We start from the raw sequence: 8,038 nt of genomic DNA, 5'->3' as shown, positions 1-8,038 counted from the left end.
GTCGCCGACGTGCGGGTATGCCGCCCAGCCGGCCGGTCCCGTCCGTCGCCTCGGGCGTGCCGCCGGCCCGGACGCCTGCCGAGACGACGAACGTGAGCACGGAAAGGACCGGTCGGTGGCTGAGCAGCGGGTGGTCGCGCAGATCGGCAAGCCGCACGGACTGCGCGGAGAGGTGACCGTGCGGCTGTACACGGACGACCCAGAGCACCGCCTCGCCGTCGGCGCCGCCCTTCGCACGAGGGCGCCCGCCGGGTCCGGCACGCCGGGACACCTCACGGTTCGCTCCACCCGCGTGCACCAGGGGATCTGGCTGGTCGCCTTCGAGGAGGTCACGGACCGGACCGGCGCGGAGGGGCTGCGGGGGGTCCGGCTCGTCCTGGACGCCGCGGCCGACGACGGCGCCGCGACCCGCCTCGACGAGGACGCCTGGTACGAGGACGACCTGGTCGGTCTGGAGGTGCGTGACCCGGCCGGGGACGTCATCGGGAGGGTCACCGGGCTCGAGGTGGGCGCGGCCCAGGACCGGCTCGTCGTCGAGCTGGCCGACGGGGTGACCGCCCAGGTCCCCTTCGTCGAGGCGATCGTGCCGGAGGTGGCGGGCGACCATGTCGTGGTGGCGGCGCCGCCCGGGCTGTTCGACCTCTACCGGAACGGTTGAGTGCTCTGCGGCGCAGGACGCGCGGACCCGACCGCGCCCGGCCGGCGCCGCAGCGTGGCCGTGCCGCTCAGGAGAGGGTCGCGACCAGGAAGCCGTCCCAGCCCTTCGACCCGACGGTCTGCAGGACGGTCGCCACGACCTTCCCGTCGGAAACGGCACGGGCCACGGCGTCGGTCAGCTCCCTCGTACCGACTACGTCCGGGTCGGTGCTGGCCGCATCGAGCACCCGCCCGTCGCGCACCACGTTGTCGACGACGACCACCCCGCCCGGCCGGGTGAGCCGCAGGGCCCACGCCCAGTACTGCGGGTTGTGCCGCTTGTCGGCATCGACGAAGACCAGGTCGTACGGTTCGACCTGCTCGTCGGCCAGTCGGTCCAGGCTGTCCAGCGCCCGGCCCAGCCGCACTTCCACCCGGTCTGCGAGACCGGCCAGCTCGAGGTTGCCCCGGGCCACGCGGGCGTGCTCGGCGGAGGCTTCGAGGCTGGTCAGGTGGCCGTCCTCGGGAAGGGCGCGGGCCAGCACGATCGTGGAGAAGCCGAAGAGCGTGCCGATCTCGAGGATCCGCCGAGCGCCGATCGCTCGGGCCAGCACCGCCAGGAACCCGCCCTGCAGGTCCGACACCTGGATCTGGGGGAGCGCCGCACCCGCCGCGACCGCGCCGGCCAGCAGCTCGTCGCGGGGGCGGAGGCGCTCGGCGAACCAGGCGTCGACGGCAGACCAGGTCTCGGTGCTCATACCGGCCATCCTCGTCCGTCGACGCGCTGCAGGCCAACGGGCGGGAGCCCCGATGGTGCCGCGGCCCGAGCGACCGCCCCTGGTAACCCGGCGACACCGCGATCGGCGACGCGGCGAACCGGGGCGTCCTCGGCGACCACCCCGGCCATCCCGGCGACAGCTCGGCCCGTGCCGGTGGCGCCGAGCGCGGGCCCGACGGTGCGGCGGCAGTGGCACAATGCGCGCCATGGCCGCAGCCCTCCGGATCGACGTGGTGTCGATCTTCCCCGACTACCTCGCGCCGCTGGACCTCTCGCTGGTCGGCAGGGCGCGCACGGACGGGCTGCTGGACGTGCGGGTGCACGACCTGCGCGACTTCACCCACGACCGGCACCGGACGGTCGACGACGCGCCCTACGGCGGCGGCGCCGGGATGGTGATGAAGCCGGAGCCGTGGGCCGAGGCACTGGGACACGTCGTCGCGACGCGCGACGCGAGCACGCCGGGCGGGCCGCGGCTGGTCGTGCCCGGACCCGGCGGGGCCCCGTTCACCCAGGCGCGCGCTCGTGAGCTGGCCGCCGAGCCGTGGCTCGCGTTCGCCTGCGGCCGCTACGAGGGCATCGACGAGCGGGTGTACGACTACGCCCGTGAGGACCTCGGCCTCCCCGTCTCGGTGGTGAGCCTGGGCGACTACGTGCTGTGCGGCGGCGAGGTGGCCGTGCTCGCCATCGTCGAGGCCGTGGCGCGCCTCGTGCCGGGTGTGGTCGGCAACGCGGAGTCTCTGCTCGAGGAGTCCCATGAGGACGGGCTGCTCGAGTACCCGCTCTACACCCGGCCCCGACAGTGGCGTGGCCGCTTGGTCCCCGACGTGCTGCTCTCCGGCGACCACGCGGCCATCGCCGGGTGGCGGCACCAGCAGCGGATGACCCGGACGGCGGCACTCCGACCCGACCTGCTGCACCCGTCCGCCGTCGACGGCCGGGTCGAGCTGGGCGTCGCGACCGCGGGGGACCTGCCCGAGCTGCTCACCGTCCTGCACGCGCGGGGTCGCCCGACCTCGTCGGAGAGCCTTCGTGCGGGCCTGGCGACCGGCACGACCTGGCTGGCTCGCCGGGCCGGCCGGCTGCTGGGGGCGGTGCGGTTGCAGGAAGACGGGGGGACGCTGCGGGTCGCGGCGCCCGTGCTGGTGCCGGACCTGGCCGACGACCCCGTGGCCGACGACTCCCTGGCCGGGCAGCTGCTGCAGGTGGCCGAGCGGACCGCGGTGAGCGGCATACGCGAGCTGGTCGTGGACGACCCGCGCCCCTCGCCCGGGAGGGCCCGGACGTACCGTCGCGCGGGCTACCACCGTCGCGACGGTCGCTGGGTCAGGCCACTGGTCCTGCACGAGGCCCGCCGCGACCCCGCCGCGATCGGGTGAGCCCGGGGTGGTCGGTGCGGGCGGGACCCGGGATGGCGGCGCTCGCTCCGGGACCGGGCGCGCCGTGATTTCGGCCCGGGCCCGGCCTCTGGCAGAATTGCGCCTTGCGTCCGGACTCGACGGCCCCTGCCACGGGGGGAGTGCGGCCCGGTCACCGACCGGGCCGACGCGGCCCGACGGACGCGCCGATGCAGATCATCCCTCGGTGACCCGTGGCACCGTGAGAAAGCGAACCAGCCATGCACCAGTTCGACGAGCTGAACGCCGCGTCGATGCGTGACGACGTACCCGACTTCCGCGCCGGCGACACCGTGAAGGTACACGTGAAGGTCATCGAGGGCACGCGCTCACGGGTCCAGGTCTTCCAGGGCATCGTGATCCGGCGGCACGGCGGCGGGGTCGGCGAGACCTTCACGGTCCGCAAGGTCTCCTTCGGGGTCGGCGTGGAGCGCACCTTCCCCCTGCACACCCCGATCATCGACCGGATCGAGGTCGTCACCCGCGGTGACGTGCGGCGGGCGAAGCTGTACTACCTGCGTGGGCTGCGCGGCAAGGCCGCCAAGATCAAGGAGAAGCGCGAGAACGTGCCGGCCAGGACGGCTCGCAAGCCCCAGTGACAGCGGCTCGTTGATCTCCGGGCGGCACGGCGGGGCGCAGCCGGGCTCCGGCCTGTCGCCGGGCGGCGGGGCGGACGGGCGGGGCACGTCCACCGCGTCGCCCTCGCGGCAGCGCCCCGACGGCCCCGGGGGAGGCGCGGCCCGCCGCCGGGCCCGCGACCGGAGGCTGCGGTGGCTCGTGCTGCCGGCGGTGGTCCTCGTCGCGGCCGTGCTCGTGCGGGTCTTCCTCGTCGTGCCGTACTCGATCCCGACCGGCTCGATGGAGCCGACCCTGCAGGTCGGCGACCGTATCCTCGTCGACCGCCTCGGCTCACCCGACGACCTACGGCGGGGTGACGTCGTCGTCTTCGACGCCTCGGCCGCGTTCCACCTGGGCGAGCCCACCTCGGGCCTGCTCGACCGGGCCATCGGGACCGTGGGCAGCATCGTCGGCGAAGGGCCCGACACCGACTACGTCAAGCGTGTCGTCGGGCTGCCGGGCGACCACGTCCGTTGCTGCGCGGGCGACGGCCGGATCACGGTGAACGACGTCGCGGTGGACGAGCCGTACCTGTATCCCGGTGACCCTCCGAGCGCCACCACCTTCGAGGTGACCCTGCCACCGGACCGCTTCTGGGTCATGGGCGACCACCGTTCGGCCTCTGCCGACTCCCGGTCCCAGCTGGGCGCGCCGGGTGGCGGCATGGTGCCCGGAGGGGACATCATCGGTCAGGTTCGGGTGCGATACTGGCCGCCCGACCGGATCGGTACCTTCTCGCCAGTCCCCTTGTCCGCGATCCCACGGAACGGTCAGTGATGTCGACGCAGCACCCCGAGCGCTCTCCCGACGCAGGTTCGCCGGGCCGCCCCGGCGTCGACGCCGAGGACCCCGACGCGGGAAGGGACCCGGCACCGAGCCCGCGCGGCTTCGGGGCCTCCCTGCTGGCCGGACTGCGCGAGATCGTCATCGTCGTGGTGCTGGCCATGGCGCTGTCCTTCGTGGTCAAGACGTGGCTGTTCCAGGCGTTCTACATTCCCTCCGGCTCCATGGAGGACACGCTGGTCCCCGACGACCGGGTCATCGTCAGCAAGCTCACGCCCGGGCCGTTCGAGTTGCGTCGCGGCGACGTCGTGGTCTTCGAGGACCCGGGCAAGCCCCGCCCCTGGCTCCAGGGCGCGCAGTACAGCCAGCCCTCGACCCTCGGCGGTCCGTTCCACGAGCTGCTCGTCTTCGTCGGCCTGCTCCCCGAGGACTCCGAGAACCACCTCATCAAGCGGGTCATCGGCCTGCCGGGCGATCACGTCCAGGCCGACGGCAAGGGCAAGATCAGGGTGAACGGCGTCGAGATCACCGAGCCGTACATCAAGCCGGGCGACCACCCCAGCGACCAGCCGTTCGACATCGTGGTGCCCCCGGACAGCATCTGGGTCATGGGCGACCACCGCTCCGACTCGTCCGACTCGCGGTTCCACGACGACGACTCGGGCGGCAAGGACGGCTCGGTCCCCATGTCCAAGATCGTCGGGCGGGCCCTGTTCATCGTCTGGCCCATCGACCACGTGACCTGGCTCGGCGTGCCCAGCCGGACCTTCGAGAAGGTGCCCGCACCGTCCGCGGTCCGGCCGACCGACCTGCCCAAGGCACCCGCGAAGAGCACGGCGGCCAAGCCGGCGCCGGCGACCTGAGCACGCCATGCCGCCCCCCGCCCGGCCCGGACCGTCGAAGAAGCCGTCCCTGCGCGTCGAGCGGCAGCTGCAGCGCCAGGGTCACCGGCTGCTGGCCGGCATGGACGAGGTCGGGCGCGGCGCGCTCGCCGGCCCGGTCACGGTCGGCGTCGTCGTGATCGACGAGACGGTCCGCAGCGCTCCGACCGGGGTGCGCGACTCCAAGCTGTTGACCGAGCGAGCCCGCCGAGGCCTCGTGCCGCGCATCCACGGCTGGGCGCTCGCCCACGCGGTCGGGCACTCGGGCCCGGACGAGATCGACGAGGTGGGCATCATGGCTGCCCTGCGCCTGGCCGGGCTGCGCGCCCTCGCCGCGCTGGAGGTCACCCCCGATCTGGTCATCCTGGACGGCAACCACGACTGGCTCACGGCACCGACCGACGTCGGGCTGCTGGCCTTCGTCGAGCCGGTCGGACCGGCGACGCCACCGGTCACGACGATGGTCAAGGCCGACCTGAGATGCTCGTCCGTCGCGGCCGCCAGCGTGCTCGCGAAGGTCGAGCGGGACGAGCTGATGGTGGCGCTGGGAGGCCGGCACCCGGCATACGGCTGGCGGCTGAACAAGGGGTATGCGGTACCGGAGCACCTCGAGGCGCTGGCGCGCCTCGGCCCGTGCGAGCTGCACCGCAGGTCGTGGCGGCTGCCCGGTGTCGGGCATGATGACCAGATGGCGCCCAACCGGGGAGCCACGACGGGAACGACGGTCGGGTGAGTGGTCGGTGAGTTCGGAAGACCTCGAGAAGTACGAGACCGAGATGGAGCTGCAGCTCTACAAGGAGTATCGCGACGTCGTCGGCCTGTTCACCCACGTCGTCGAGACCGAGCGGCGATTCTACCTTGCGAACTCCGTGGACATGAAGGTGCGCACCGACGGAGGCGAGGTCTTCTTCGACGTGACGATGAGCGACGCCTGGGTCTGGGACATCTACCGGCCCGCCCGGTTCGTGAAGAACGTGCGCGTCGTGACGTTCAAGGACGTCAACATCGAGGAGCTGCCGAAGCCGGACATCAAGATGCCGGAGTCGGGCGACTTCGGCGGCTGAGCAGGCCGGCTCAGGGTCGAGCGCTGGAGATCTTGCGCCACCGGCCGTCCTTGCGGACCGCCAGCCCGGCCTCCTCGAGCCGCGCCAACGCGGCGAGGACCACCATCGGGGTCAGCGCGGTGGCGCTGAGCAGGGCGTCCAGGTCGAGGCCGCCGCACCGTGGCAGGCACTCGTGCACCCTGGCGTCGTGCGGGTCCAGCTCGTCCGCAGGCAGTACCGGCCCGCGCGGCTCGTCCAGGACTCCCTCACCGATCCGACCGACCAGCTCGACCACCTCTGCGGCGCTCGTGACCAGCACTGCCCCCTTGTTGCGGATCGCGTTGTGGCACCCCGCCGAGGTCATCGAGGTGACCGGTCCCGGCACCGCGCCCACGGGACGGTTGAGGTCGGTCGCCCGGTTGAGTGTCTGCAGGGAGCCGGAGCGGACCCCCGCCTCGACGACGATCGTGCCCCTCGTCATCGCCGCGATGAGGCGGTTGCGGGACAGGAACCGCGACCCCATCGGTGCGCTCCCGGGCGCCACCTCCGAGACGATGCAGCCGGTCTGCGCGATGCGCCCCAGCAACGCAGCGTGCGCCGCCGGGTAGACCCGGTCGACGCCACTGGCCAGCACCGCCACGGTGCGACCGTCCACGGCGAGCGCCCCACGGTGGGCCGCGCCGTCGATCCCGTAGGCGGCCCCGGACACCACCGTCCACCCTGCCGTGGCCAGGGCCGCGGCGAGCTCCGCGGCCTGGGTCTCGCCGTAGGGGGTGGCTGCCCGTGCGCCGACCACGGCGACGGACCGCTCGACCGCCGGTCCGAGCTGCTCCGGCCCTCGCACCCACAGGCACCAGGGCGGGACCGGCAGGTCCTGCAGCCCCTCGGGCCACTCGAGGTCGCCGGGAACCACGAGCCGGGCCCCGACCTTGAGGGCGATCGCCACGTCGCGCCGGACGTCGAGGCGGCGGACCCGTTCGGCGAACCGTCGCAGGTCACCGTGTCCCGACCGGATGCGCGCCAGCGCTCCGACCGGCCCGTCGTCGGCCAGTAGGGCGTGGACCATCTTGTCCCCGGGCTCGGCCAGCCGCGACAGCGCGGCCCGGGCCCAACGATCCGCGCTCCACTGCTCGCTGGTCCCGCCGGTCACGCCGCCACCGCCGTCCGCATCCGCAGGGACAGGGCCAGCTCCACGGTGTCGCGTCGTGGTCGCGGCAGCCCGGTCAGGTCAGCGATCGTCCACGCGACCCGCAGCGTACGGTCGTAGCCGCGCAGGCTCACGGCGCCCCGCTCGAGCGCCCGGTCGAGGGCGGCCGCGTCCGCACCCGGCAGCCGCCATGGCGCACCTCGCAGGACCGAACCGGGTACCCGGGCATTGAGCCCGCGCACCCCCTCCAGCCCGTGCACGCCCTCCCGTCCGCGCTCTCCCACCAGCCCGCGAGCGCCTCCCGGCCCGCGAGCGGCACGGAGCTCGCCCGACCACCGCTCCTGCTGGACCGCCCTGGCCTCGCCGACCCGGGCTGCCACCACCTTGCTGGGCTCCCCGGTCGGCTGGGCGGCCAAGGCGAGCCCGGGCGGCTGCACGTGGACCTGCAGGTCCACCCGGTCCAGCAGCGGGCCGGAGATCCTGGCGAAGTAGTTGCGCCGCATCAGCGGTGAGCAGGTGCAGTCCAGGCCCTTGCCCCAGCCGTTACCGCACGGGCACGGGTTGGCGGCAAGGACCAGCTGGAAGCGGGCCGGGAAGGTGACCGACTCCTGCGCCCTGGCGATCGTGACGACCCCCCGTTCGATCGGCGTGCGCAGGGCCTGCAACACGGCCTTGGAGAACTCGGGTGTCTCGTCCAGGAACAGGACCCCGCAGTGTGCCTGCGTGATGGCGCCGGGCCGGACGTGGCCGCTGCC

10 protein-coding genes are annotated in these 8,038 nt (G+C 73.6%); 7 read left to right on the top strand and 3 right to left on the bottom strand.

The window, feature by feature from the left end; all coding sequences use genetic code 11:
• The first annotated feature begins 115 nt into the window (after positions 1 to 115).
• Positions 116 to 658, top strand: coding sequence for a ribosome maturation factor RimM (gene rimM, locus WMI84_RS15515; RefSeq protein ID WP_347354679.1), 543 nt, complete (start codon positions 116 to 118; stop codon positions 656 to 658).
• 67 nt (positions 659 to 725) lie between these two features.
• Here the strand turns inward: rimM and WMI84_RS15510 are convergent, their stop codons facing one another.
• Complete coding sequence (locus tag WMI84_RS15510) at positions 726 to 1,394, bottom strand: O-methyltransferase (RefSeq protein WP_347354678.1); 669 nt, start codon at positions 1,392 to 1,394, stop codon at positions 726 to 728.
• 226 nt (positions 1,395 to 1,620) lie between these two features.
• Here WMI84_RS15510 and trmD point away from each other — a divergent pair, with 226 nt between their 5' ends.
• From trmD to WMI84_RS15480, 6 genes are all read left to right on the top strand, one after another.
• Positions 1,621 to 2,793 (top strand): tRNA (guanosine(37)-N1)-methyltransferase TrmD, encoded by a 1,173-nt coding sequence (trmD, locus tag WMI84_RS15505; protein ID WP_347354677.1) that lies wholly within the window; start codon positions 1,621 to 1,623, stop codon positions 2,791 to 2,793.
• Positions 2,794 to 3,032: 239 nt separating this feature from the next.
• Positions 3,033 to 3,410, top strand: a complete 378-nt coding sequence (rplS, locus tag WMI84_RS15500) for a 50S ribosomal protein L19 (RefSeq protein ID WP_347354676.1) — start codon at positions 3,033 to 3,035, stop codon at positions 3,408 to 3,410.
• 10 nt (positions 3,411 to 3,420) lie between these two features.
• Positions 3,421 to 4,206 carry a signal peptidase I gene (gene lepB / locus WMI84_RS15495; RefSeq protein ID WP_347354675.1) on the top strand — a complete coding sequence of 262 codons (786 nt, stop codon included), beginning with the start codon at positions 3,421 to 3,423 and terminating at the stop codon, positions 4,204 to 4,206.
• Entirely contained in the window at positions 4,206 to 5,075 is an 870-nt protein-coding gene (gene lepB / locus WMI84_RS15490) for a signal peptidase I (RefSeq protein WP_347354674.1), read from the top strand. Before lepB (WMI84_RS15495) ends, lepB (WMI84_RS15490) begins: the two co-directional genes overlap by 1 nt.
• 7 nt (positions 5,076 to 5,082) lie before the next feature.
• On the top strand, positions 5,083 to 5,826 hold the full coding sequence (locus tag WMI84_RS15485; RefSeq protein ID WP_347354673.1) for a ribonuclease HII: 744 nt from the start codon (positions 5,083 to 5,085) through the stop codon (positions 5,824 to 5,826).
• 7 nt (positions 5,827 to 5,833) lie between these two features.
• Positions 5,834 to 6,157, top strand: a complete 324-nt coding sequence (locus tag WMI84_RS15480; protein ID WP_347354672.1) for a DUF2469 domain-containing protein — start codon at positions 5,834 to 5,836, stop codon at positions 6,155 to 6,157.
• A 10-nt stretch (positions 6,158 to 6,167) separates the two neighbouring features.
• Here the strand turns inward: WMI84_RS15480 and dprA are convergent, their stop codons facing one another.
• Complete coding sequence (dprA, locus tag WMI84_RS15475) at positions 6,168 to 7,286, bottom strand: DNA-processing protein DprA (RefSeq protein ID WP_347354671.1); 1,119 nt, start codon at positions 7,284 to 7,286, stop codon at positions 6,168 to 6,170.
• Positions 7,283 to 8,038, bottom strand: a 756-nt coding sequence (locus WMI84_RS15470; protein WP_347354670.1) for an ATP-binding protein, incomplete at its 5' end; no start/stop codon positions are given. The genes dprA and WMI84_RS15470, both read right to left, overlap by 4 nt.

It is taken from the genome of Intrasporangium sp. (assembly GCF_039812505.1).
Classification (GTDB): Bacteria; Actinomycetota; Actinomycetes; order Actinomycetales; family Dermatophilaceae; genus Intrasporangium_A.
Note: the sequence above shows the minus strand (reverse complement) of the source record. Positions and strands in the feature narration are given on the sequence as shown.